Annotated in this window: 15 protein-coding genes, 4 tRNA genes and 1 other RNA gene; 10 read left to right on the top strand and 10 right to left on the bottom strand. The window is 70.7% G+C overall.

Going from position 1 to position 23715, the window contains the following annotated elements:
* Positions 1-67: 67 nt before the first annotated feature.
* The 3 genes from purL to purS are packed head-to-tail and all read right to left on the bottom strand — an operon-like array spanning position 68 to position 3269.
* Positions 68-2317, bottom strand: coding sequence for a phosphoribosylformylglycinamidine synthase subunit PurL (purL, locus tag ACFVXC_RS37385; RefSeq protein WP_389915039.1), 2250 nt, complete (start codon positions 2315-2317; stop codon positions 68-70).
* Positions 2317-3021, bottom strand: a complete 705-nt coding sequence (purQ, locus tag ACFVXC_RS37380) for a phosphoribosylformylglycinamidine synthase subunit PurQ (protein WP_389915037.1) — start codon at positions 3019-3021, stop codon at positions 2317-2319. The genes purL and purQ overlap by 1 nt, the downstream gene beginning before the upstream one ends.
* A complete protein-coding gene (gene purS, locus ACFVXC_RS37375; RefSeq protein ID WP_135332092.1) occupies positions 3018-3269 on the bottom strand; it encodes a phosphoribosylformylglycinamidine synthase subunit PurS in 252 nt (83 codons plus the stop codon). The genes purQ and purS overlap by 4 nt, the downstream gene beginning before the upstream one ends.
* A 345-nt stretch (positions 3270-3614) precedes the next feature.
* Between purS and ACFVXC_RS37370 the strand changes: the two genes are divergently transcribed.
* From ACFVXC_RS37370 to ACFVXC_RS37335, 8 genes are all read left to right on the top strand, one after another.
* A complete protein-coding gene (locus ACFVXC_RS37370) occupies positions 3615-3932 on the top strand; it encodes an Lsr2 family protein (RefSeq protein WP_389915034.1) in 318 nt (105 codons plus the stop codon).
* A gap of 124 nt (positions 3933-4056) precedes the next feature.
* Positions 4057-4128, top strand: a tRNA-Gly gene (locus ACFVXC_RS37365).
* Between the two features lie 79 nt (positions 4129-4207).
* Positions 4208-4283: transfer RNA gene (locus ACFVXC_RS37360), tRNA-Gly, on the top strand.
* 147 nt (positions 4284-4430) lie between these two features.
* Positions 4431-5402, top strand: coding sequence for an ABC transporter ATP-binding protein (locus ACFVXC_RS37355; protein WP_389915032.1), 972 nt, complete (start codon positions 4431-4433; stop codon positions 5400-5402).
* A gap of 5 nt (positions 5403-5407) precedes the next feature.
* Positions 5408-6211: an ABC transporter permease gene (locus tag ACFVXC_RS37350; protein WP_389915168.1), complete on the top strand. Its 804-nt coding sequence runs from the start codon at positions 5408-5410 to the stop codon at positions 6209-6211.
* The gene (locus ACFVXC_RS37345) at positions 6208-7587 is read left to right on the top strand and encodes a sensor histidine kinase (RefSeq protein ID WP_389915029.1); all 1380 of its coding nucleotides are present in this window, start codon (positions 6208-6210) and stop codon (positions 7585-7587) included. The genes ACFVXC_RS37350 and ACFVXC_RS37345 overlap by 4 nt, the downstream gene beginning before the upstream one ends.
* Positions 7584-8192: a response regulator transcription factor gene (locus ACFVXC_RS37340; protein WP_249589031.1), complete on the top strand. Its 609-nt coding sequence runs from the start codon at positions 7584-7586 to the stop codon at positions 8190-8192. The genes ACFVXC_RS37345 and ACFVXC_RS37340 overlap by 4 nt, the downstream gene beginning before the upstream one ends.
* 23 nt (positions 8193-8215) lie before the next feature.
* Positions 8216-8291, top strand: a tRNA-Gly gene (locus ACFVXC_RS37335).
* A 73-nt stretch (positions 8292-8364) separates the two neighbouring features.
* Here the strand turns inward: ACFVXC_RS37335 and ACFVXC_RS37330 are convergent.
* The 6 genes from ACFVXC_RS37330 to ffs form a co-directional block, all read right to left on the bottom strand.
* The gene (locus ACFVXC_RS37330; RefSeq protein WP_389915026.1) at positions 8365-9261 is read right to left on the bottom strand and encodes a phosphoribosylaminoimidazolesuccinocarboxamide synthase; all 897 of its coding nucleotides are present in this window, start codon (positions 9259-9261) and stop codon (positions 8365-8367) included.
* Positions 9262-9503: 242 nt separating this feature from the next.
* The gene (locus ACFVXC_RS37325) at positions 9504-10997 is read right to left on the bottom strand and encodes a N,N-dimethylformamidase beta subunit family domain-containing protein (protein WP_389915023.1); all 1494 of its coding nucleotides are present in this window, start codon (positions 10995-10997) and stop codon (positions 9504-9506) included.
* Between the two features lie 319 nt (positions 10998-11316).
* On the bottom strand, positions 11317-13335 hold the full coding sequence (locus ACFVXC_RS37320; RefSeq protein ID WP_389915021.1) for a hypothetical protein: 2019 nt from the start codon (positions 13333-13335) through the stop codon (positions 11317-11319).
* Positions 13336-13790: 455 nt separating this feature from the next.
* Positions 13791-15044, bottom strand: a complete 1254-nt coding sequence (purD, locus tag ACFVXC_RS37315) for a phosphoribosylamine--glycine ligase (protein ID WP_389915018.1) — start codon at positions 15042-15044, stop codon at positions 13791-13793.
* 453 nt (positions 15045-15497) lie between these two features.
* Positions 15498-17846 (bottom strand): DNA polymerase III subunit gamma and tau, encoded by a 2349-nt coding sequence (locus ACFVXC_RS37310; RefSeq protein ID WP_389915015.1) that lies wholly within the window; start codon positions 17844-17846, stop codon positions 15498-15500.
* 42 nt (positions 17847-17888) lie between these two features.
* Positions 17889-17987: signal recognition particle sRNA small type (gene ffs, locus ACFVXC_RS37305), an RNA gene on the bottom strand.
* A gap of 200 nt (positions 17988-18187) precedes the next feature.
* On the opposite strand from ffs, the gene ACFVXC_RS37300 reads away from it, so the two are divergent.
* A tRNA-Ser gene (locus ACFVXC_RS37300) sits at positions 18188-18275 on the top strand.
* Between the two features lie 317 nt (positions 18276-18592).
* Here ACFVXC_RS37300 and ACFVXC_RS37295 read toward each other — a convergent pair.
* Entirely contained in the window at positions 18593-20446 is a 1854-nt protein-coding gene (locus ACFVXC_RS37295; RefSeq protein WP_389915013.1) for a TIR domain-containing protein, read from the bottom strand.
* Between the two features lie 1449 nt (positions 20447-21895).
* Between ACFVXC_RS37295 and ACFVXC_RS37290 the strand changes: the two genes are divergently transcribed.
* On the top strand, positions 21896-23608 hold the full coding sequence (locus ACFVXC_RS37290; RefSeq protein WP_389915010.1) for a hypothetical protein: 1713 nt from the start codon (positions 21896-21898) through the stop codon (positions 23606-23608).
* Positions 23609-23715: the final 107 nt, after the last annotated feature.

The following is a 23715-nucleotide window of genomic DNA, read 5'->3' as shown; positions in this document are numbered from 1 at the left end:
ACGCGCACTGAAGGCCCCTCCCGATCTCCCTCGGGTGGGGCCTTCAGCCATGTACGCACTGGACCGGTCAGGCGAAGAGCCCCGGAAGAGTCCCCTCGTGCGCCTCGCGGATCTCGCCGAGCGTCAGCGTGAACTCGCCCTGCAGCTCGACGGCGTCGCCGTCGACCACACCGACGCGCGTCACGGGAAGGCCCCGCGCCCCGCACATGTCGGTGAAGCGCAGCTCCTCGGAGCGCGGGACGGAGACGACCGCCCGCCCCGCCGACTCGCTGAACAGCAGGGTGAACGCGTCCAGGCCGTCCGGGACGACGAGGCGCGCGCCCTTCCCGCCGCGGAGGCAGGACTCGGCGACGGCCTGCGCGAGGCCGCCGTCGGAGAGGTCGTGCGCCGCGTCGATCATGCCGTCGCGCGAGGCCGAGATCAGGATCTCGGCGAGCAGCCGCTCGCGCTCCAGATCGACCTTCGGGGGAAGCCCGCCGAGATGGTCGTGGATGACCTGCGACCAGGCCGAGCCACCGAACTCCTCGGTGGTGTCACCGAGGAGGTAGAGCAGCTGGCCCTCCTCGGCGAAGGCGATCGGCGTGCGCCGTGCGACGTCGTCGATCACGCCGAGCACCGAGACGACCGGGGTCGGGTGGATGGCCGCCTCGCCCGTCTGGTTGTAGAGCGATACGTTGCCGCCGGTCACCGGGGTGCCCAGGATCTGGCAGGCGTCCGCGAGGCCACGGGTGGTCTCGGCGAACTGCCACATGACGTCCGGGTCCTCGGGCGAACCGAAGTTCAGACAGTCCGACACGGCGAGCGGGCGGGCGCCCGTCGCGGCGACGTTGCGGTACGCCTCCGAGAGGGCGAGCTGCGCGCCGGCGTACGGGTCGAGCTTCGAGTAGCGGCCGTTGCCGTCGTTGGCGAGGGCGACACCGAGGCCGGACTCCTCGTCGATGCGGACCATGCCGGAGTCCTCGGGCTGCGCGAGCACCGTGTTGCCCTGCACGAAACGGTCGTACTGATCCGTCACCCACGCCTTGGAGGCCTGGTTCGGCGACGCGACGACCGCGAGCACCTGGTCGCGCAGTTCCTTCGGACTCGCCGGGCGCGCGAGCTTGTTGGCGTCGTCGGCCTGGAGTGCGTCCTGCCACTTCGGCCGGGCGTAGGGGCGCTCGTAGACCGGGCCGTCGTGGGCGACGGTGCGCGGGTCGAGGTCGACGATCTTCTCGCCGTGCCAGAAGATCTCAAGCCGGTCGCCGTCCGTCACTTCACCGACGACGGTGGCGATGACGTCCCACTTCTCGCAGATCGCGAGGAAGCGCTCGACCTTCTCGGGCTCGACGACCGCGCACATCCGCTCCTGCGACTCACTCATGAGGATCTCCTCGGGAGTGAGCGTGGAGTCGCGAAGGGGTACGTCGTCGAGCTCGACGCGCATGCCGCCGGAGCCGTTGGACGCAAGCTCCGAGGTCGCGCAGGAGAGTCCGGCGGCGCCCAGGTCCTGGATGCCGACGACGAGCTTCTCGGCGAAGGCCTCCAGGGTGCACTCGATGAGGAGCTTCTCCTGGAAGGGGTCGCCGACCTGGACGGCCGGACGCTTCGACGGCTTGGTGTCGTCGAAGGTCTCGGAGGCCAGGATCGACGCGCCGCCGATGCCGTCGCCGCCGGTGCGGGCCCCGTAGAGGATGACCTTGTTGCCGGGGCCCGATGCCTTCGCGAGGTGGATGTCCTCGTGCCGCATGACACCGATGGCACCGGCGTTGACCAGCGGGTTGCCCTGGTAGCAGGCGTCGAAGACGAGCTCGCCGCCGATGTTCGGCAGGCCCAGGCAGTTGCCGTAGCCGCCGATGCCCGCGACGACGCCCGGCAGGACGCGCCTGGTGTCGGGGTGGTCGGCGGCGCCCATCCGCAGCGGGTCCACGACCGCGACCGGGCGCGCGCCCATCGCGATGATGTCGCGGACGATGCCGCCGACACCGGTGGCCGCGCCCTGGTAGGGCTCGACGTACGAGGGGTGGTTGTGCGACTCGACCTTGAAGGTGACGGCATAGCCGTTGCCGACGTCCACGACACCGGCGTTCTCGCCGATGCCGACGAGCATCGCGTCGTTGTCGGGGGCCTTCTCGCCGAACTGGCGCAGGTGGACCTTGCTGCTCTTGTACGAGCAGTGCTCGGACCACATGACGGAGTACATGGCGAGCTCGGCGCCGGTGGGACGGCGGCCCAGGATCTCGCGTACGCGGGCGTACTCGTCTTCCTTCAGGCCCAGTTCGGCCCAGGGCAGCTTGACCTCGGGGGTCTCGGCGGCGTGCTTGACGGTGTCCAGAGTCATCAGACGTTGACCAGCTTCTTCAGGATCGAGGTGAAGAATCCCAGGCCGTCCGTGCCACCGGTCCCGACCAGCGGCTCGACGGCGTGCTCGGGGTGCGGCATGAGGCCCACGACGTTGCCCGCGGCGTTCGAGACACCGGCGATGTCGCGCAGCGACCCGTTGGGATTTCCGTATCCACCAGCGGCTTCACCGCGGGTCAGGTAGCGGAAGACGACCCGCCCCTCGGCCTCCAGCATGTCCAGGGTCCGCTCATCGGCGACGTAACGGCCGTCGATGTTCTTCAGCGGTACGGAGATCTCCTGGCCGACCTCGTAGTCGGCGGTCCAGGCGGTGTCGGACGTCTCCACGCGCAGCTTCTGGTCGCGGCAGATGAAGTGCAGGTGGTTGTTCTTCAGCATCGCGCCGGGCAGCAGGTGGGACTCGGTGAGCACCTGGAAGCCGTTGCAGATACCGAGAACCGGCATTCCGGCCTTCGCCTGCTCGATGACCGTCTCCATCACCGGCGAGAAACGCGAGATGGCTCCGGCGCGGAGATAGTCGCCGTACGAGAATCCGCCGGGAAGCACCACGGCGTCGACCTGCTTCAGGTCCTTGTCCCGGTGCCAGAGCGGCACGGCTTCGGCACCGGCGACGCGGACGGCGCGCTGGGTGTCGCGGTCGTCGAGGGTTCCGGGGAAAGTGACGACTCCGATTCGAGCAGTCACTTCTCTTCCTCCACCTTTACGAAGAAGTCTTCGATCACGGTGTTGGCGAGGAAGGTTTCCGCCATCTCGTGGATACGGGCGAGGGCCGCGTCATCGACGGGCCCGTCCACCTCGAGTTCGAAGCGCTTTCCCTGACGTACGTCGGCGATCCCCTTGAAACCGAGGCGCGGAAGTGCACGCTGCACCGCCTGGCCCTGGGGGTCGAGGATCTCCGGCTTGAGCATGACGTCGACTACGACGCGTGCCACTGGCACTCCCGGTGTTGTGGTGCTGGCTGAGCGGTCCCTTCAGACTACCCGCACAAAAATTCTACTCGCGTAGATTCGTAGAAACCTACGTGAGGACGGTCACGTTCCTGCTCATAGCCACGTATCGAACAGGGCACCTTCGCGAAAAATCCCGGAAAAGATCACGCATCCCCATTGCGTCCGGACACGCGGGCGGATTTAGTCGGGCTTCACAATGCATTGCCAGGCACTGTACAAAGGAAATGGCATTAGCCGATGCTTTGCACATAACAGTGCCCATAACAGCCGGACAGTCGGCATCACCGCACGTCAACGCGGTCGAGCCGCACGAAGGGACCGATATTCGTGGCGCAGCGTGTCGTAGTCACTCTCTCTGACGACATCGACGGCGGGGATGCGGCCGAGACGATCGCCTTCGGTCTTGACGGCAAGTCGTACGAGATCGACCTCAATCAAACCAATGCCAAGAAACTGCGCATGGCACTTGCCCCGTACCTGGACGCGGCCCGCAAGCAGTCGAAGTCCGGCAAGGCCTACAAGCACACGACGGTAGCCGCGAACCCGGCGGCGGTGCGCGCCTGGGCCCGCTCGCACCAGATGGACGTGCCGCCGCGCGGCCGCATCCCCAAGAAGGTCTACGAGGCCTTCGAGGCGGCCAACTGACCTCGGCCGACACCCGGCCAGGAGGGCCCCTCGGCAACCGACTTGACCTGCACCCCCGCTGGTCGGCTAGAGTTTGGAACACGCCGAGGGGCAAGGCCGAAAGGCCCGAACCTCACGGAGTCTTGCGGGTGTAGTTCAGTAGTAGAACATCCCCCTTCCAGGGGGAAGGCGCAGTGTGCAATTCCTGTCACCCGCTCTGCATCGCCGATCAGGCACTCTTTCGAGTGCGGTAGGCTGGTGCTCGCGCCGATCAGTGAGAGCTGGTCGGAGGCAATGCGAACGTAGCTCAGTTGGTAGAGCGCAACCTTGCCAAGGTTGAGGTCGCGAGTTCGAACCTCGTCGTTCGCTCCAGATAAGAAGGCCCCGGTCATCGCGACCGGGGCCTTCTTCGTGTGTGCCTTCTCGCCCTGTGCGGGTCCGACCGCTTCTGACATTTGTCATGCGAGCCCGTGACAGCGCGCACTGCTCCGGCGCCCGTGGCCGGGGGACGCTCTACTCATGACTGACCAGGTGATCGACGTGACCGATCTACGGCGCGTGTACGGGGGCGGTTTCGAGGCGGTCCGGGGAGTCTCGTTCTCCGTCGGACGAGGTGAGCTCTTCGCGCTGCTCGGGACGAACGGCGCGGGCAAGACCTCGACCCTCGAACTGCTCGAAGGACTCGCCGCACCCGCCGGGGGGCGGGTGCGGGTGCTCGGCCACGATCCGTACGCCGAACGCGGCGCCGTGCGCCACCGGATCGGCGTGATGCTCCAGGAGGGCGGTTTTCCCTCGGAGCTGACGGTGGCGGAGACCGTGCAGATGTGGGCGGGGTGCACCAGCGGCGCCCGCCCTGCCGCGGAAGCCCTGGAGATCGTGGGGCTCGGCAAGCGGTCCGGCGTCCGCGTGAAGATGCTGTCCGGCGGTGAGAAGCGGCGGCTCGATCTCGCGACGGCGCTCATCGGGCAGCCCGAAGTGCTCTTCCTCGACGAACCGACGACCGGGCTCGACGCCGAAGGGCGCCGCGAGACCTGGGAGTTGGTGCGGGCCCTGCGCGACAACGGCACGACCGTGCTGCTCACCACGCACTACCTCGAAGAGGCCGAGAACCTCGCCGACCGGCTCGCGATCATGCACGAGGGACGGATCGCCGCCGAAGGGCGGGTCGCCGACGTGGTGGCCGAGCAGCCGTCGCAGGTCTCCTTCGAACTGCCCAGCGGCTACTTCGTAGGGGATCTGCCGCCGCTCGCCGAGCTCGGGGTGAGCGAGCACGAGGTGGTCGGAAGGCGGGTCCGGCTGCGTACGCACGAGTTGCAGCGGGCGGCCACGGGGCTGCTGCTGTGGGCGCGGGACGCCGACGTCTCACTCGGCCGGCTCGACGTGCGCGCGGCTTCGCTGGAGGAGGCGTTCCTGCGTATCGCGCGGGACGCGGAGGGTGCGGCGGCGGCAGCTGGTACCGCGGGTGTGACGCGTAAGGAGACGGTGGCATGAGTGGCATGAGTGGCATCAGTACGGCGGCGGTGGCCACGTCGGCGACGACGACTGCCGCGGGGCGGATGGGGGCGCTCGCGCGGGCCGAGCTGACCTTGCTGGGGCGCAGCAAGGGCACCTTGTTCGCGGCCCTCTTCGTGCCGCTCGCGATGCCGTTCAGCCTGCGCCAGATCGCGGGCGGCATGGATCTGAAGGCCAACGGTCTCTCGATCGGAGCCGTCGTGGTGCCGGGCGCCATCGGCATCTCCCTGCTCTTCGCCGTCTACTCGGCGCTGACCACGGTCTTCGCCGCCCGCCGCGAGGAACTCGTCCTCAAGCGGCTGCGCACCGGAGAGCTGCGGGACCCGGAGATCCTCGCCGGGGCCGCGCTGCCCTCGGTCGCCATCGGCCTGACGCAGTGCGTCGTCCTCGCGATCGGCTGTGCGGCGCTCCTCGACGCGGGGGCGCCCAGCGCACCCCAGCTCGCCGTGATCGGGGTACTGCTCGGTCTGGTGATGTTCACCGCCCTCGCCGCGGTCACCGCCAGCTTCAGCAGGTCCGTGGAGTCCGCGCAGGTCATGGGCATGCCTCTGACGTTCGCGTCGATGTTCGGCTCGGGTCTCTTCATCCCCTTCGAGGTCATGCCCGACAAGGTCGCCTCGATCTGTGAGTTCCTTCCGCTCTCGCCGGTGATCGAGCTGGTGCGCGGCGGCTGGACCGGGGACCTCTCCGGGGGCCAGACCCTGGGCGCCCTCGCCACCGCGGTGGCCTGGACCGTGGTCTCGGTGTTTGCTGTACGCCGGTGGTTCCGCTGGGAGCCGCGGCGTTGAGGAAGTTGCGGAAGGGGTCAGGCGTGGTCGGCGGCCGGGTGCGGGGGTGGCAGCGGAAGTGGCGTGAGGGGAGCAAGATCGAGAAGGTCGAGCTCCAGAGCATGACCACGTGGCACGCCGTGCCGTGGATCTTCTTCCTCAGCTGGGGCTCACTGCCGCTGGGCGTGAGCCTGCGGCACGAGACCATGCCGCTGATCCTTGGCTGGACGCTGATCGCGGTGGCCGCCATGCAGTCCGTGCACGTCAACCGCTCGCTGCGACGGTCGGTCGACCACTACCTGAAGCGCGCGGAGATGCCGCGCCGCGATCTGGCCGTGGCCCGTGCCCTCATGGGCGTCGCGGTGGCTCTCGCCGTCGCCCTGACGGCGATCGACGGCGCCAAGGAGGGGATGCTCAGCTTCGCGACGCTGTTCCTCGCCGTCCCGTACGGCCAGTCACTCGCCTTCGCCGTGCCGGTCCGCTCCTTCCTCGCCCACTTCGCCGTCCTCGACGTCGTGGTCGTGGGGGCGTACGCCGCCGCCGGGATGCGCGGCGGGCAGCTCGTCGCGCTCGCCCTGATGATCGTCCTCGCCGCCCTCCTGACCCTGGTCTCCTCGCGCTGCGGCGCCTGGACGCTCTCCGTGATGTGGGAGTCCGTACGGGCCCGCGAGGTCGAGGCGCGGCTCGCGGTGGCCGAGGAGCGGCTGCGGTTCGGGCGGGACCTGCACGACGTGATGGGGCGCAATCTCGCGGTCATCGCGCTGAAGAGCGAGTTGGCGGTGCAGTTGGCCAGGCGGGGGCGGCCCGAGGCGGTCGACCAGATGGTCGAGGTGCAGCGGATCGCGCAGGAGTCGCAGCGGGAGGTGCGGGAAGTGGTCCGGGGGTATCGGGAGGCCGACCTCGCGGTCGAACTCGCCGGTGCGCAAGGGGTCCTTGAGGCGGCGGGTATCGACTGCCGGGTGGCAGGTTCGTCCGCCGGGCTTCCGGTCCCGGTGCAGTCGGCGCTGGGGTGGGTCGTACGGGAGGCGACCACCAATGTGCTGCGGCACGGGGACGCGCAGCGGTGCGACATCACCCTGACGATCGCTGATGAACGTACGTCCCTCGTCGTCGAGAACGACGGGGTGCCCGAGGCCGCGCCGGAGGGCAGGAAGGGCTCCGGCCTCGCCGGACTCCGTGAGCGGCTCGCGGCGGTGGACGGGACGCTGGACTTCGCGTCCGGCGACGGCCGCTTCCGCCTTGCCGCGGAGGTGCCGCTGACCAGGCTGCGCGGCGACGCCCGACAGGACGACCGTCGACAGGACCACCGTCGACAGGACGGCCCCCGGCAGGTCGGCCCCCAGCAGGTCAGCCACCAGCAGGTCAGCCACCAGGAAGCTGAAAGGGCCACTCCATGAGCCTGCGTGTGCTGCTCGCCGACGACGAGCACCTCATCCGCGGCGCTCTCGCCGCGCTCCTCGCGCTTGAGGACGATCTTGTCGTGGTCGCCGAGGCCGCGTCGGGGCCCGAGGCCCTCGCCATGGCGCGGGCGCACCGGCCCGATGTGGCCGTGCTCGATCTGGAGATGCCGGGCGCCGACGGTGTGACTGTGGCCACATCCCTTCGGGACGAACTGCCGCACTGCCGCACCATGATCGTGACGAGTCATGGCAGACCGGGGCATCTCAAACGGGCGCTCGCGGTGGGGGTTCGGGGCTTCGTGCCGAAGACCGTGAGCGCGCAGCGCCTCGCCGAGATCATCCGTACCGTTCACGCAGGTAACCGCTATGTGGACCCGGAGTTGGCCGCCGACGCGATCTCCGCCGGGGACTCTCCGCTGACCGCCCGTGAGGCGGAAGTGCTCGAACTGGCCGCCGACGGGGCGCCCGTCGCGGAGATCGCCGAGCGGGCCGCGCTGTCCCAGGGAACCGTCCGCAACTACCTCTCGTCGGCCGTCACGAAGACCGGGGCGGAGAACCGTCATGCCGCGGTGCGTCTCGCACGCGAGCGGGGTTGGGTATAGTTGGGCTCGCGCTTCGGCGCAGCGCGGACGTAGCTCAGTTGGTAGAGCGCAACCTTGCCAAGGTTGAGGTCGCCAGTTCGAACCTGGTCGTCCGCTCCACAGAGAGAACCCCCGGCGCCGAGGCGCCGGGGGTTCTCTCTGTCTGTAGCTGTGCCTCTGCGGGAGGGCGCCGCTACCAGGGCAGGCCCGTCAGGCGCTCGTACGCCTCGATGTACTTGGCGCGTGTGGCGTCCACCACGTCCTGCGGGAGCGGGGGCGGCGGCTGCTCGCTCTTGCGGTCCCAGCCGGAGGCCGGCGAGGTCAGCCAGTCGCGTACGAACTGCTTGTCGAACGACGGCTGGGCGTGGCCCGGCTCCCAGCTGTCCGCGGGCCAGAAGCGGGACGAGTCCGGGGTCAGGACCTCGTCGGCGATGACAAGGTCGTCCCCGTCGAAGCCGAACTCGAACTTCGTGTCGGCGAGGATGACACCCCGTTCGCGGGCGATGTCACAGGCACGGCTGTAGACCGCGAGGGTCGCCTGACGCAGCTGGGCCGCCGTGTCCGCGCCCACCTGGCGGGCCACTTCCTCGTAATTCACGTTCTCGTCGTGCTCGCCGACCTCCGCCTTCGTGGCGGGCGTGAAGATCGCCCCGGGCAGCTCCGAGCCGTCGCTCAGGCCGTCGGGCAGCGCGAGGCCGCAGACGGTGCGCGACTCGTTGTACTCGACCAGGCCGGAGCCCGTGAGATAGCCACGGGCGACGCACTCGACCGGGACCATCCGCAGGGACTTGCAGACCGTGGTGCGGCCCTCCCAGTCGGCGGGGGCGCCGGGCGGCAGGTCGGTGGAGATGACGTGGTTGGGCACGAGGTCGGCGAGCTGGTCGAACCACCACAGGGAGAGCTGCGTGAGGACCCTGCCCTTGTCAGGGATCTCCGTGGGCAGCACCCAGTCGTAGGCGGACATGCGGTCGCTCGCGACCATCACGAGGTCGCCCGCCTCGTTCTGATACAGGTCGCGCACCTTGCCGGTGTGCACATGCACCAGGCCCGGCACCTGAAGCGGCTCGGGCTTTTCTACGAATCCGGACACGGTTCCTCCCCGTGGTTCTGACTGAGTACGGCCGATTCTCCCGCATGGGGAGAGGGCTCGCGGCCAGGGGGAGGTCGGTGGGCAGCCTCTGTGGGTGCGGTGGGTGATGTCGGGGGGCGTCCCGGGGACATTCGGGGGGGGCGTCCGGGGGCGTCCGGGGGCGTCAGTCCCGGGGGCGTCCGGGGGCGTCCCGGGGGCGTCAGTCCCGGGGGCGTCAGTCCCGGGGGGGGCGTCCGGGGGCGTCAGTCCCGTTTGCAGATGCGGTCCAGGAGGTTGGCAGTGGCGCGTTGGACGCGGGTGTCCACATGGCCGGGGCGGTCGAGCGCCGGAGACCAGGCGAAGGTGCCGGAGGCGAAGACCAGGGCGCCGGACGGGGCGCGGTAGAGGGACGACTCCTGGTGGCGTTTGACGCCGTCGGAGTCCTCGTACGGAGAGTGGGCCAGGAGCATGCGGTCCTGGTGCTCCGGAAGCGCCGTGCGCGGGAAATAGCGGTCGGCCTCGCCCGCGACCAGGCCCTCCAGCTCGTCCCCTTCGTGCGCGCCGGTCGCCTCCCACAGCCAGTGGTCGGCGTTGCGCACGACGAGGGGGGCGGGCTCCGGGACCCGTCCCGCGTACTGAATGCCCAGGAGTTGCTGCTCGGCCTTGTCCTGCTCGCGCCAGAGGGCGGGTTTTCCGGGGCCGTTCCGCTTGCGGCAGGTGAGCAGGCGGTCCTCCACGCCGGAGGGGGAAGGACCCAACTCCACCTGCCAGTACATGGTGTTGGCGGAGAGGAAGACGAGGGAGGTGCCGTGCTCGCGGGCCTCCTCCGTCGTGCGGCGCATGTTCGACGACCAGTACTCGTCGTGGCCGGGGAAGACCAGGCCCCGGTAGCGGGTCGGGTCGATGCGTCCCGCGTGCAGGTCGCGGGTGTCGGCGTACGCGAGGTCGTAGCCGTACCGCTCGGCCCAGCGGATGAAGTCGTAGGCGTGACCGACGTGCAGGGGCAGTCCCGCGCCCGCGTACGGACGGTCGAAGGAGACCGTGTGGGCGGCCTCGCTCTCGCCGAGGAGGCGGCCCTTCTCGTCCCACGCGTGGTAGAGGCTGGCGCCCGTGTGCCCGTCCTCGGGGTAGAGGTTGTAGGCCTGCCAGGTGATGTCAGGCAGCAGCAGGAGCAGATCGGCGCGGCTGTCGTCACGGACCGTGAACGGGACGTGCGAGCGGTAGCCGTCGACCGTGGTGAGGACCGCCACATACGCCCCGACGCTCCAGAAGCTCGGGATCTGCAGACGCCAGGAGAGCCACCAGTGGTGGCAGGAGACGGTGCGGTCGGCGGTGAGCGGGGGCGGCTGGACGATGCCGGAGAGGCGGGGGCTCGTGCTGATCTTGCTGGCGCCGTCGCCCCCGTAGTGCCCGATGCGGTAGATGTCGACGCTGAACTGCTGGGGCGGGTCCACCGTCACGTGGAAGTCGATCGCCTCGCCGGGGGCGGCGGCGCCGGTGGAGGCGAAGCCCTTGATCTGGCCGTGCACGTCGTCGGCGGTGCGGGGGCCGTTCGTACGGACGCGCTTGCGGGGCGCGGGGATGTTCTGCGCGCCGGGCGCCGGGGCGTGGTCGATGTACCAGGGCACGACCTGGCCCGTGTCGTCGAAGTAGTGCTCGGGGCCTCGGAGCCAGGGCAGGGGCCCCTGCCCGAAGGGGTCGGTAACGGCGTGCGCCAGGGCGCCCGATTCCCACCTGCGAATCTGCTCCGACCCCATGTGTGGTACCCCTCCCTTGCTGCTCCCCCGAGATTGCTCTGCGCTGTGCGGTGCGGGTTGCTCCGTTGTCCGTCTGTGGCGTGCGGTGCGCGGTGTGCGTCGTGTGGTGCGTGTTGCCCGTGCGTTGTGGCGCGTTGTCCGTGTGGGGGCGCTGTCGGCATGTCCCGTACGGCGGTCGATCCCAGCACATCACATTACGCACGCACTCCGTCACCGTTCGTCGCTAATCGACGAGAACGGAAGGAAGTGTTCCGGTACTTGGGGGCGGATGGGTGGGGTCCGCGCGCAGGGTGGGGTGCCCGGGGTTCAAGTTTTCGCCTCAGACCAGCCGGACCGGCTTCTCCGGCCGGACGCCGAGACGGGCCAGCCAGCCGCGCAGCGGGATGGGGTCGCCGTCCTCCACGAGGCTCAGGACGTGCGGCGTGAGGTCCTTCGCGCGCTCGCCGTCGACCAGGAGGGAGGGGCCGTCGAGCCAGTCGAGGCCGGGGGCCGCGCCCGCCGTGTCCACGGCCGCGCAGCAGACCAGGGCCGTGACGTGGTCGGCCAGCAACTCCCGCCCCGTACGCGGCGGCTGGAGCGGGAACAGCGGCAGCATGCCGTCGTCCCAGAGCGCGTCGTCCGGGCCCTGCCCCGTGGGTGCGGGGCGGGGCGGGGCGGCGGCTTCCTCGCGGGCGAGTTCGGCGGTGAGGCCTGCGGCGAGGGGTCCGCCGGGGCCGTCGATGGGCTCTTCGAGCTCGTCGGTCTCGTCGGTCTGGTCGCGCGCTTCGGTCTGGTCGCGCGCTTCGGTCTGGTCGCGCGGTTCGGTCTGGTCGCGCGGTTCGGCGTCTGCTCCGGGTTCTCCGGCTCCTCCGGCTCCCCCGGCCGCGAACTCGTCGCTCTCGGGCGTGAGGTCGGGCTCGTGGGCCTGGGCGGGGATGCCGTCGGGCTCAGGTTCGAGGTCGAGGTCGCGTTCGCGTTCAAGGTCGAGTTCGAGGTCGGGTTCGGGTTCGGGTTCGGGTTCGGTGGGATGTGTCCCGTCGAAGCCGGGGCCCTGCGCCGTCAGATGGTCCAGTACGCGGCCCAGCGTCGGCTCCTTGGAGTCGGGGGCCGTCGGGTCGGCGGAGTGGCTGACTCCCAGGGAGTCCAGGACGCGGTGGAGGCGGGCGGCGTCCATGCGCCATTTGCGGTCGACGACCTCGTCCGGATACTCGTCCCACGCCACCGGCGCCCAGTCCGGCCCCTGCTCGGCGGGGCCGCCGTGGAAGAGGCGGGCGGCGAGCAGTGAAGCCGCCTCGTCCATCGAACCCGGCTCCTCCAGAAGGTCACAGGCGGGGCGCTCCCCCAAGCGGGACGTGAAGCCCTCGGCCAGACGGTCCCTGCGGGAGAGCTCGGTGAGGGCGGATACGACACCCGCGTCGAGGCGCGAGGGCCAGCGCCCCATGCGCCACGCGGGCAGCGCGACCTTGGTCAGGAGCCGGTCCCACCCGGCATACGCCAGGCCCACCTGCTCCTGGGCGACGATCCGCACTCCGTAGTCCACGGCCTGGGCGCGCTCGGCGGCGGCTGCCGCGACCCCGCGCTCCATCTCACCGGCATGCCCCCGGCAACTGCGCAGGAGCAACCGTGTCACCCAGCCGGCGCCGCTCAGGGTCGCGCGCACGAGCGGGCCGCGTCCCGGAGCGGACGTGACGGCGACCGCGGCGTCGAGCCCGCGGATGAAGCGCCGGGCCGCGGCTATGTCGGGATGCGCCGATGGGCCCGTGCCCGCCACGACCGGGGCGAGCACCGCGCGCAGCTCGCCGACCCGCATCCACCACAGGAACGGGGAGCCGATGACGAGCACCGGTGCCACGGGGGCCTGGCGGCGCGGGGCGGGGCCGCCGTCCCGTACGCCATTGCCCTTGGCCTCCGTCGATACCGGGGCCCGGGCGTCGGCGGGCGGGCCGTGCGCCGGATGTGTGCGGTCCTCCAGCCAGCTGTCGCAGTCCGGGGTGAGCGCTATCGCCGACGGCGCCGGGACGTCGAGGCGGTCGGCGAGGTCCCGCACCAGGCGGTACAGGTCGGGGGCCGAGCTCTCGGCGATCGGGACGGTCGGGCTGACGGCGGGCCTGGACCGCGCGACCACGAGCGCGATGGCCGCGGCGGCGAGCAGCACGAGGGCGGCGACGACGGTCACGACGCCGCGCGCGGCATCCCAACTCCCGCCGGTCATATGACCCGTGGCCCCGCCCGCTGTCAGCACGACGGCGACGGCCGCGGGCAGCAGTGCGACGGCAAGGGCCCTGCTGCGGATGCGCAGCACGGCGAGCGCCTGGGAACGTGCGGACTGCACGCCCACTTCCACACCCGTACCTGACACGACCGATGTCACCCCCTGCTGCCTGTGCCGCCTGCTGCCCGGCCATGGGCCGGGACGGTTGGCGGACGGCAGCCGCCGATGGATTTGCTCACTCCCCCACTGTGGCACCCGCCACCGACATCGCAATGCCGGTGGTCTGTTTGGCTCTGGGCACCTGAACCGCTTGCGCCGCACCCTAGTTGGGGCGCCGGGCATCGTCAGCCGGATGGGCCAGCGGTCACTCGATCGAATGGCTTTGGGTAAAGGTGTAGGGCGGGCGCAGGGCGGGTGCAGGACGGGCGTACGACGGTCAGGCCCCGGATCCGATGTCGGATCCGGGGCCTGTGAGCCGTTGCTTGGGGCCTTGCTTGGGGCCTTGCTTGGGGCCTTGCTTGGGGGCGCGTAGGTGACCTTGGAGACGGCCTTGGTGAAGCCTTGGTGACGGCCTTGGTGACGGGCCTTGGTCAGGGCCTCGGCTACGCCTCCGAGGCCGCCTTCGCCGCGATGTCCGTGCGGTGCTGGGAGCCGTCGAGGCGGATGCGGGAGAGCGCCGCGTACGCGCGCTCGCGCGCCGCGGTCAGATCCGTGCCGGTGGCCGTCACGGAGAGCACACGGCCGCCCGCGCTCACCACGGCGTCGCCGTCGCGCTTCGTCCCCGCGTGCAGGACGTACGCGTCCGGGGCATCCTGTGCCGCGACATCGCCGAGTCCCTCGATGGGGTCGCCGGTGCGCGGCGTCTCCGGATAGTTGTGCGAGGCGATGACCACGGTCACCGCGGCGTCGTCGCTCCAGCGCAGCGGCGGCAGGTCGACGAGGGTGCCGTTGGCGGCGGCCAGCAGCACTCCGGCGAGCGGAGTCTTCAGGCGGGCGAGGACGACCTGCGTCTCGGGGTCGCCGAAGCGGGCGTTGAACTCGATGACGCGTACGCCGCGACCGGTGATCGCGAGGCCCGCGTAGAGCAGCCCGGAGAAGGGGGTGCCGCGGCGGCGCAGTTCGTCGACGGTGGGCTGCAGCACGCTCTGCATGACCTCGTCGACCAGCTTCGGGTCGGCCCAGGGGAGGGGCGAGTACGCGCCCATGCCGCCCGTGTTCGGCCCTTCGTCCCCGTCGAGCGCGCGCTTGAAGTCCTGCGCGGGCTGGAGCGGGACGACGGTGATGCCGTCCGTGATGGCGAAGAGGGAGACCTCGGGGCCGTCGAGGAACTCCTCGATGACGACGCGGTCGCAGGCGAGGGCGTGGGCGCGGGCGGCCTCGATGTCGTCGGTCACGACGACTCCCTTGCCCGCGGCGAGCCCGTCGTCCTTGACGACGTACGGCGCTCCGAAGGCGGCGAGCGCCTTGTCGACGTCCTCCGCGCTCGTGCAGACGTAGGACCGCGCGGTGGGCACCTGGGCGCCGGCCATCACGTCCTTGGCGAAGGCCTTGGAGCCCTCCAGCCGGGCGGCCTCCTCGGAGGGCCCGAAACAGGGGATTCCGGCGTCGCGTACGGCATCGGCGACTCCGGCGACCAGGGGCGCCTCCGGGCCCACGATCACCAGATCGGCGCCGAGGGTGGTGGCGAGGGCGGCCACCGCGCTGCCGTCGAGGGCGTCGACCGGGTACAACTCGGCCACGTCCGCGATGCCGGCGTTGCCGGGGGCGCAGTACAGGGCGGAGACGTCGGGGTCGAGGGACAGAGAGCGGCACAGGGCGTGTTCGCGGGCACCACTGCCGATGACGAGGACCTTCACGGGCGTCAGCCTAGCTGGCGCGGGCCGGTGCGTTCGTACGGGAGCCCTAGGGGTGGGGCCTCCGGCGGTTGTACGTTCCTCCAGGCTCTCTGGCCTTGGGCCTGAACCTGGACCTCGCCTCGGCCTGCCCCGGCACGGGCATGCCTGGCCTGCCTGGCCTGGCGGAGCAGGGGGTGGCGCTCACCCGGTGTCGGGTTCGCGTCCGCGGGTCGAGCCGCACTGGCCCGCCCGTGCCCGGGGTGACGTCCTGACGTGGGGTGGCGGGGAGCATCCGCCGCGAAGCGGGCGGGCTGAACCGGAACCGAACCCACACGCTGGACCTCAGTCGCAGGCGGGCGGCACACGTCCAGCCGTGAGGCTGCCCGGCGATCAGGGCCGCTCGGCCATGGCCACCCGGCCAGGGACACCCGGCCAGGGACACCCGACCAGGGCCACCCGGTCAGGGCCACCCGGTCAGGGCTCGTTGTTGTACTCCTCGACGATCGTCGCACCCAGTTCGCGGACGATCAGGTCATGGCCCGACAGCGCCGACTCGACCAGATCGGGGTCATCGTCCGCCCAGGTGTCGTCCTCCGGAGAGACGTGATCCGGAACACGGCGCTCCGGGGCCGTGGCCGGTGCCGGATCCGGAGCCGGGGCGGGAGTCGGGCTCGGCGCCGACGCCGGAGCCTGCTGCTGCGGAGGCGGAGCCTGCCGGGACGGCGGAGGCGGCGCACTGCCCCCGAAGTTGCCCGCCGCGGGCGGCGGCGCACTGCCCCCCGAGGGGTCGACGATCGCCTCGACCTTCCACTGCACCCCGAACTGCTCGGACAACGCCTGCCGCAGCACATCCTCACTACCGCTGCTGGCGAAGTTGTCCCGCGCCCCCGCGTTGACGAAGCCGATCTGCAGTGTCGTCCCGTCGAAGCCCGCCACCTGGGCGTTCTGGCTCAGCAGGATCCAGGTGAAGCGGCGACGGCCCTTCACCGCGTCGAGGATGTTCGGCCACAGGGAACGCGGGTCGGGCCCGCCCACCGCAGCCGCCTGGGCCGGAGCCTGAGCCGGGGCCGGGGCCGGGGCTGAGGCCGGAGCGGGTGCCGCCTGCGAGGGCTGCTGCGGAGCCGGAGCGCCGCCGCCCGCGTTCGCGGCAGTGGGCCAGCCACCGGGGCGAGGGGCCGCCGGAGGAGCGGAAGCAGGGGCAGCGGGAGCGGGAGGCTGCGCCGGGCCGCTACCGGGCGCCGAAGCCGTGGGCCACCCACCGGGCCGCCGCTCACCGGACGGCGAGGCAGCCTCCTGGGCCGGAGCCTGGGCCGGAGCCGGAGCCGCCTGCACGGGCGCGGCAACCGGCGCCGCATGCTCAGGCGCGGAAGGCACGGAAGGCGCGGAAGGCGCGGAAGGCGCGGGAGAAGCGGGAGAAGCGGGAGAAGCCGGGCCAGAGGGAGCAGCAGCAGGACCCGGAGAAGCAGGCCCCTGCCCCCCGCCCCGCACAGCGGCCCGCGCCGCCGCAGCCCCGCCCCCCGGCGAAACCTGCTGCTCAACGGGGCCGGGCTGCATCGCGCCCCCTGGCTGCTGCCCCCCGGCATGAGCCTCGGGCCCAGGGACGTAAGCCATCGCGGGCCCGGGACCAGGACCGGGACCACCGCCCTGGGGACCCGCCACGAAGTTGCCGCCGCGCTCAAGGCGGTCGAGGCGGGCCATGAGCGAGCGCTCGTCGTCGTACGCGGCCGGAAGCAGTACGCGGGCGCAGATCAGTTCCAGCTGCAGCCGGGGCGAGGTCGCGCCGCGCATCTCCGTGAGGCCTTCGTTGACGAGGTCGGCCGCGCGGCTGAGCTCGGCGCCGCCGAAGACGCTCGCCTGTGCCTGCATCCGCTCCACGACGTCCGATGGGGCGTCGATGAGCCCCTTCTCCGCCGCGTCCGGAACCGCCGCGAGGATCACCAGGTCCCGCAGCCGCTCAAGGAGATCCGCGACGAAGCGCCGGGGGTCGTTTCCGCCCTCGATGACGTGGTCGATGATCTCGAAGGCGGCCGCCCCGTCCCCCGATGCGAAGGCCTCCACCACGGAGTCGAGCAACGACCCGTCCGTGTAACCGAGGAGGGAGGTCGCCATGGCGTACGTGACGCCGTCCTCCTTCGCGCTGGCGAGGAGCTGGTCCATGACGGACATCGAGTCACGCACGGACCCGGCACCGGCCCGCACCACCAGCGGAAAGACGCCGTCCTCGACGGCCATCTCCTCACGACCGCACACCTCCGCCAGATACTCGCGGAGCGTCCCCGGCGGCACGAGCCGGAATGGATAGTGGTGCGTACGCGAGCGGATCGTCCCGATGACCTTCTCGGGCTCGGTGGTCGCGAAGATGAACTTGAGATGCTCCGGCGGCTCCTCGACCACCTTCAGCAGGGCGTTGAAGCCCGCCGACGTGACCATGTGGGCCTCGTCGATGATGTAGATCTTGTACCGACTGCTCGCCGGGCCGAAGAAGGCCTTCTCGCGCAGGTCACGCGCGTCGTCCACACCTCCGTGCGAAGCGGCGTCGATCTCGATGACGTCGATCGAACCCGGGCCGTTCCTCGCCAGGTCCTGGCAGGACTGGCACTCGCCGCAGGGCGTCGGAGTGGGACCTTGCTCACAGTTGAGACAGCGGGCCAGGATGCGCGCGCTGGTCGTCTTGCCGCAGCCGCGCGGACCACTGAACAGGTAGGCGTGATTGACCCGGTTGTTGCGCAGCGCCTGCTGCAACGGGTCGGTTACATGCTCCTGCCCGATGACCTCGGCGAACGACTCCGGGCGATAGCGGCGGTACAACGCGAGAGACGACACGCATACGAGGTTAATGGCGACCACTGACAACACCTACCGCGAACGCAAAGCGCCCCCCACGCACCCGCCAGAGCCAACTTACCCTTGCTGCCTTCCGGCCCTGGGGGAGTTCAGTCAGATAGCGCCACGTGAGGGGCTGACGCCCACCTTAGCGGATCCCGAGGGCCGGAAGCCACGTCGGTCCGCACCCGGCACCCGGCACCCGGCACCCGGCACCCGGCACCCGGCTCGGAACGATCTCGGAAGCGATCTCGGTTCCGGAGACGGCCGGAGACGGCCGGAGACGGCCGGAGACGGATCATGTTCGCGAGCACTCCCCAACGTCTTGTATTGTTTGCGGCGGAGGATTCGCCTAGTGGCCTAGGGCGCACGCTTGGAAAGCGTGTTGGGGGCAACCCCTCACGAGTTCGAATCTCGTATCCTCCGCCAGTGCCTCACCGGGCACGATGTTGAAGGGCCCCGCTGCTTGCAGCGGGGCCCTTCTTCGTGCTCGGTCGCAGTTTTGGTCTCAGTCGGCATGATCGGATGGGGTCGGATGGGCTCGGACCGCAAGCTCGCTTACATGCTTCTCCAGGAGTTCGTGATCCGGCCCGTGGACGAACGGGCATCGGATGAGGCCGGGGACGAGGCGGATACGGCCCCTGGCACGGCGGCCTGAAGGTTCATGCAGATGGTCACGCGCGTGCGGCCCTGAGACGGCCGCACGGGCTCAGCGGGGAGACGTACAACTGACCCGGAAGTAACGCTCAGACCTCTGCTGAGATCCCGAACTCCGCCCCAGAGATCCCCGCCAGCGAAGCAGTCGCCCCCCGGAGTGGCTCCCGCAAGGCGTTCAGGTCCGTGCGGAACGTGTCAGCGTGATCCCAGGCGCTTTCGTGGTCCAGCGGGCTGGTGTGGGGCGGCCGGTCAGCCTCCCAAGCCCTGAGGAGGGGATGCCAGCGAGACAGGAAGGGGCGGAGGATCTCGTTCAGAAGATGGTCCGCCACCGACTGAACGGAGGGCGCCGTGCTCGGGCCCAGCCCGACGCTGTAGCGATGCAGCGTCTCGCGGGTGAACGGGAACAGGCTGTTCAGGGAGGTGAGCGCCTCACGCAGACTCCCGCTGCCGTCCGGGAGCTGCTGCACGCCGATGCGGCTCACCAGCTCAACCTGCAGGTCGAAGGCAGCCATCCGCTCGGCCTCGCTGACCGTCATCGGCACGCTCTCCTTCCGTACGCCGGGAACCGGGAGTCCGGGGGCACCCAGCGTAGTGGCCGTGGCTCCGAGGCTGGAGAGAACCGCACGGCGCAGTGCCTCGGCGCGCGCCGAGTCGCCTTCGTGGTGGAGCCAGGCATGCGCCGTGACCGGGTGCAGGTGGTGCGGGAAGGGCGTGAGCAGTCCACGGGCAATCAGCTCGGCCAGACCTGCACTCGCGCGGCGCAGGGCTACGGCACGCGGCAGCCGATCGGCTGCGGCGAGGACGGTGGCCGCGGTCTCGGCGGTGACCGGCAGAGGGGACAGGGCCAGCGCGCAGCGCAGCACGTCCTGGGCCTCGGCGGGTGCGGTCAGCGCGTCGCGCACGTGATCCGCTGTGAACTCATCGGCGGCGAGGACGTCGAGGAGTGAACGGCCCTGTTCGTACAGCCGCCTTGCCAGGGCCGCAGGATCCTGGCCAGTGCTCACCGCACGGCCGAGCAGTCCGAGCGCCCCAGGGTGCCCGGCGGCAGCTTCGGCGATCTCGGGGGCGCCCGCCAGGACGGCGGCGACCGCGTCGGGGAGCGGTTCCAGGTCGAGGTGTTCGCCGTGTCCCCCGTAGGCGCGGCTGCGTGTGATCAGCAGGGTGCGGACCGAGGGATGCGGGGACGTGAGCTCGGTGACGGAGCGGGGGGCCAGGCCGTGGGGCACGTCGTCCACGACGTACAGACAGGGGCCGTCGGGTGTCTGCGGCGGCTGCGGCGCGTCGGCACGGGCCCAGTGCACGCCGCCGGGGAACGCGGCGCCGAACCGCAGCGCGTACTCGCGTGCGAGCCGGGTCTTGCCGATGCCCGGCATGCCGCGCAGCTGCACAGGTCGGCCCGAGGTGCGGCCCGTGACGAGGGGTGCCTCCTGGACGTGCAGGGCGCTGTGCAGGCGCCACAGTTCGGGCATCCGGCCCATGAACTCCCCCACGGCGGCGGGAATCTCGCCGTGCACGCGTGGGGGCGCGGAGTGCAGCCGCATGGGACCGGGCACCTGCCGCAGGTGGGCCAGGACGTCCGGGACGAGGGTCTCCGGTTCACCGTGCCGGGTGTCGCGCAGCTCGACCGGGTGGATGTGCGCGGCGTCCGGCTCGGGGTTGACCACCAGAACTCGGCGGCGGGGGTCGCCTTCGCCGAGCCCCGCGAGGAATGCGGCGGTCAGTTCCCATTGACAGGCGGGGCGTTCGGGGTAGCCGGTGGAGTAGTACGCAAGCAGGACGCGGGAGTTGGCGAGCGCACGGCGGATGCTGTCGCTGATACCGGCGAACCCGGCGACCGCGGACTCGTCCGTGAACACCGTCAGCCCGGCCGCGATGAGCTCCTCGTGGAGCCGGCGGACGTGCCCGGCGTCTCGGCGGCTGTAGCTGAGGAAGACGTCCCACACGGTGCCATACCCTACTGTGGGGAACCGGGGAGGCGATCATGACGCAGTCCGGCGAGGCGCCGCGGCGGGGGCGTACGGGGCCTTCACAGGTCACGGCGAAACTGACGATCCCGTTCGTCGGCGAGGTGACGGGCCTGTGGGAGCCGGCCGAGGCCGAGCGCACGGCCGCCTGGGAGTTGTACTTCCAACTGGCCAGCCGGGTCGCAGTAGTTCCGCTGGAGCGGGACGAAGGCGTGCTGCGCGAGGCACTCACCTCGCTGTACTCCCTCTATGACGTCACCCGAGGCATCCTGCACGAGCACGGCCCGGCCGTTGCACCGCCGGTGCCGCCGGGGCGTCTCACCTTCGGGGTGCTGGCGATGGTGACACTCAACCGCGTGCTGCGGCCTCTGCTGACGGTGTGGCATCCACGGCTCTCGGCGTATGAGTCGCTGCGGCCGGAGGGCACAGATCCAGTGAGTTACGAGCGGGCCTGGTCCGAGGCCGACGAGCTGCGGCGCCAGCTGGACGCCACCCGCCAAGCGCTGCGGTCACTGGCACGGACACTGCAGCAGGTGGCCGAGGTGGGTGACCTGATCGATCTACCGGTACCCAGGCCGCCGCTGCCGCCCCCGGCTCGTGCGCCGCAGCGGCCCGATCACCCAGGCCCGCGTCATGGCGATGGGCCCATTGGGGGCACCCCCCCCCCGCTGATCAGGGGTAGTACTGCATTTTGCGGGGTTCCACGCGGTTCTGACCTTCCTCCATCGGGGCGGGCGCGCCGCATCCACGTGGGCCGTCCGGCAGTTCGCCCGGCAGCGGCTACAAGAACGCCTCCGACCCGACGGTCTTCATCCGGAACCCACCGGCCCGACCTCTCACCCGACCGTTCCCCAGCTATCGGCCGTTGAGCGCAGAGCGGCGAACTACGCAGGGCATGGCCGCGTTGCGTCCATGTCGACGTACCAGCTGCTCGCGGCCTGCGCGCAACCCAGCTCACAGGGCGGCCAAGCAAATTAGCGCGGATGAGGCGCCAGCCAGGTCGACGGACGTGATCAGGGGCGGTGTCACTGGCCGACGCAGCGGCATCAGCGGCGGTGTCACTGGCCGACGCAGCGGCATCAGCGGCATCAGCGGCCGGCTGACACCAGCGCTGGCCCGGGCCTCTTTGACGCCCCTCTTCCCCTTGGCTGGCCAGAGACCGAGCAGTTCAGTGCAACCGCAGTCCCGACGAACCACGTGTGAACTCTGACTGGCGGGAATTCTCGCTTACGGTGTTGACCAGCACTCGAATCCACCAGGACCTGCATGGAAGGTTGCCAAACAACTTGAAGTGCGCTACTAACCATAGCCGCGAGCCGCGAGCCGCGAGCCGCGAGCCGCGAGCCGCGAGCCGCGAGCCGCGAGCCGCGAGCCGCGAGCCGCGAGCCCGCGTAGGCGGAATCGGACGCGCGGGGGCTCGGAGTGGCCATGTACTTCGCTGACGCCCCGTTCCTGCGGGTCCCGGTCGGTGAGGACGCGCACCGCTGGCGCACCTTCTCCGGAGAGCGGACGCTAGTCGTCGCAGCCCGCACTCTTACTTCCACTATCCGCGTCCTTGAAGTGCTGCCCGCGCTGTTGCGTGACGATCCCCGTATCACCGTCGTATTCGCTCACGACCCCGGATCCGCCTTCAGCGACGGCTCGCTCGACTTGCTGCGCCACTATGGCTGTCGTGTCATGCCGTGGCGGCAGCTCCCGGACATCGAAGCCGACTTGATTCTCAGCGCCAGCGAACACGTGGACCTTCCCGAAGGGGACTGTCCGGTCCTGGTGCTACCGCATGGTATTGGCTTCCAGAAGTACGTCCCCGATTCACGTGCTCCGCGCGACCGTCTGTCCGGTGTCGTACCCGACGCGCTGCTGGAAGCAGGGCGGGCCTGGATGGCGCTCTCACATCCCGACCAGGAGCGGCAGCTCCTGGCTGCATACCCCAAGTCCGCCGGACACACCCTGCTCGTAGGCGACCCCTGCCTGGATGAACTGCTCGTGAGCGAGGAGTACCGGGAGGAGTACCGGCGGTCGCTGGGCGTTCGGCCCGGCCAGCGCCTCGTGATGGTCAGTTCGACCTGGGGCACGACCTCTCTGATCGGCCAGCACCCCACGCTGCCCGCCCAGCTGCTCGGGCAACTGCCACTCGACGGCAGCCGAGTCGGACTGATCCTGCACCCCAACATCTGGTCGGCCCACGGGGCCTGGCACATCCGTACTCTCCAGTCCGCCGCTCTCGACGCCGGCCTGCTGCTGATGCCGCCCGTACACGACTGGCGGCCGGCCCTCGTCGCCGCCGACGCGGTCATCGGCGATCACGGATCGGTGCCCCTCTACGCGGCAGCAATTGGCAGGCCGGTGGCACTGGCGGCCCACGGCAGCGAGGCTGTGCCGGGCACGGCCGGCGCCGATCTGGCACGCATCGCGCCGCGCATCGAACCAGGTGTCACACTCAGCGCGCAGATCGCGGATCTCCTACAGAGCCATGAGAGCCGTTCTGATCAGTACGCCGCCGTCACCGCGCGCGCCTTTGCGCAGCCAGGCGCCGCGCTCGCGCGGCTGCGCCAAGCGGTCTACGACCTGATCGGTCTCCCACAGCCACCCGCCCCCGCACCTCGCCCCTACGTCCTCACCTCCCCGGCCGACCCCTCGACCCCCGTCACCTCATGGATGGTGCGCACCGACCTGCACGACTCACCCGGCCAGATCAGCATCAGCGTGCGCCGGTTCCCTTCCTCCGTCGCCCCTGAACCGCACGAAAGCAAGCACTCCTTCTGGCACCTGGCCGTGCGCCCCGCCGAAGAGCGCGACCGGGGCCTGACCGAGAGCGCCTCGGTCCTGCTCGCCGCCTCGCCCATCCCTGATCGCGCCGCCGCCCAGAACTGGATCGACACCGAACTGAGCCGGCGGCCAGGTGGGCTCCTGGCCGCAGCCGCGACGGCCCGTGGAACCATCCTGGTGGGGCTCCGCACCGGAGCATCTGTCGAGGTGACCGCCACCGGCACCCCGACAACCGACCCCGCGCTCGCGGCCGCTGCCGTCTACGCCTGCCTACGGGCGGGTCTTCCCCTGTACGCGCCCGAAGTGACGTTGCGACTCGACGGCACGGCGTTTGACGAAACACGGCTGGCACTGCGCTCTCCGGCCTGCTAAAGCCCACGACCTTGCCATCTTCGCGGACCTACTGCCAACGTGGCCATGGCCCCTCTACGGTGGTCACCGGGTAGCGGCACAGCTTGCACACCAGCAATGCCCGTACG

It is taken from the genome of Streptomyces sp. NPDC058257 (assembly GCF_042881845.1).
In the GTDB taxonomy this organism is placed as follows: domain Bacteria; phylum Actinomycetota; class Actinomycetes; order Streptomycetales; family Streptomycetaceae; genus Streptomyces.
The sequence above is the reverse complement of the archived record's forward strand: the minus strand, read 5'-3'. Positions and strand labels throughout refer to the sequence as shown.

Coding starts and splice junctions, on each gene's coding strand:
- ACFVXC_RS37325 (WP_389915023.1), bottom strand. CDS start 10,997: ATGGGGTCGGAGCAGATTCGCAGGTGGGAATCGGGCGCCCTGGCGCAC.
- ACFVXC_RS37340 (WP_249589031.1), top strand. CDS start 7,584: ATGAGCCTGCGTGTGCTGCTCGCCGACGACGAGCACCTCATCCGCGGC.
- ACFVXC_RS37290 (WP_389915010.1), top strand. CDS start 21,896: ATGTACTTCGCTGACGCCCCGTTCCTGCGGGTCCCGGTCGGTGAGGAC.
- purL (WP_389915039.1), bottom strand. CDS start 2,317: ATGACTCTGGACACCGTCAAGCACGCCGCCGAGACCCCCGAGGTCAAG.
- ACFVXC_RS37350 (WP_389915168.1), top strand. CDS start 5,408: ATGAGTGGCATCAGTACGGCGGCGGTGGCCACGTCGGCGACGACGACT.
- ACFVXC_RS37355 (WP_389915032.1), top strand. CDS start 4,431: ATGACTGACCAGGTGATCGACGTGACCGATCTACGGCGCGTGTACGGG.